The organism is Streptomyces flavofungini (genome assembly GCF_041028215.1).
Lineage (GTDB): Bacteria > Actinomycetota > Actinomycetes > Streptomycetales > Streptomycetaceae > Streptomyces > Streptomyces flavofungini_B.
Genome location: NZ_JASKYR010001315.1, coordinates 1 through 1,016 on the forward strand (window position 1 = coordinate 1; position 1,016 = coordinate 1,016).

1 pseudogene is annotated in these 1,016 nt (G+C 69.7%); it reads left to right on the forward strand.

Going from position 1 to position 1,016, the window contains the following annotated elements:
• Window positions 1-627: pseudogene (locus AB8Z36_RS40720) on the forward strand (transcriptional regulator); the annotation flags it as partial.
• Window positions 628-1,016: the final 389 nt, after the last annotated feature.

Sequence of the window (1,016 nt, forward strand, 5' to 3'; positions counted from 1 at the left end):
GGCAAGGACCCCTTGACCGTCGCCGTCCGACCCCAGCAGTGGGCGGGGCCCTGTGGCCGCCCCTACCTGGGGGACAAGCAGCCCGACACCCTCTCCCCGCCCCCGAACGAGCAGGACGCCGCCAGTTGGGTGGCCGCGAACGGCGGGGTCTCCGCCGGAACGCAGACGGTGCGGCTGACCGTGCAGGGCACGAGCGATGAGACCGTCGTCCTGGAGTCCCTGAACGTACGCGTCGCCGGGACCAGCGCGCCTCTCGCGTGGAACGCCTACAACATGGGCTACGTCGGCTTCGGCTGCGGGGGCGGCGTGCCCAAACGCTCCTTCGACGTCGACCTGGACGCGGCGGTGCCCCGGCTCACCCCACAGGAAGGGGGCAGCGGCTTCCCCTACAAGGTGAGTGCGAGTGACCCCGAGGCGCTCTACGTCAACACGAGCGTCGACTCGCGCTGCGTACGCTGGTATCTGGAGCTGGAGTGGTCCAGCGGCACCCGGCAGGGGACGGTGCGCATCGACGACTCGGGCAAGCCGTTCGCCACGAGCGGCGACAAGGACCGGCCCATTTTCGGGTATTCGCTCGACACCAAGAAGTGGATGACGACGAACCGGAACAACGAGGAACTGCGATAGCGGCGCAGCGGCCGGGAGGAGGCACTCACCTACGCCTCTGTCCCATGATGTCGCGTGCACGCGGCACACAGGCCACCATGCTGAACGGCCGTCACCGACACCCTCTCCCCCGGCCAAGTCCCTCCAGGCCCCGTTGTTCCCGGACCGCCCGGGTTCCCGCCCGCGTGCCCACAGCCGAGCACACCCGAAGCGACGAGGCTAGGCATTGCGTCCGATCAAGGGGGTCGGGAGGGTCGCTGCTTCCGACGCAGCCACCTGGCTGGTCAACGAACTGCGCCGCACCGCCCCCGTGGACGGCGTCCAGGKCGYSSSCCGCGSCGMKGCCCTGGCCACTGAGGAGCCCCCAGGAAAGGAACAGCACATATCCGAAGCTGTCCCTGTGGGCGTGG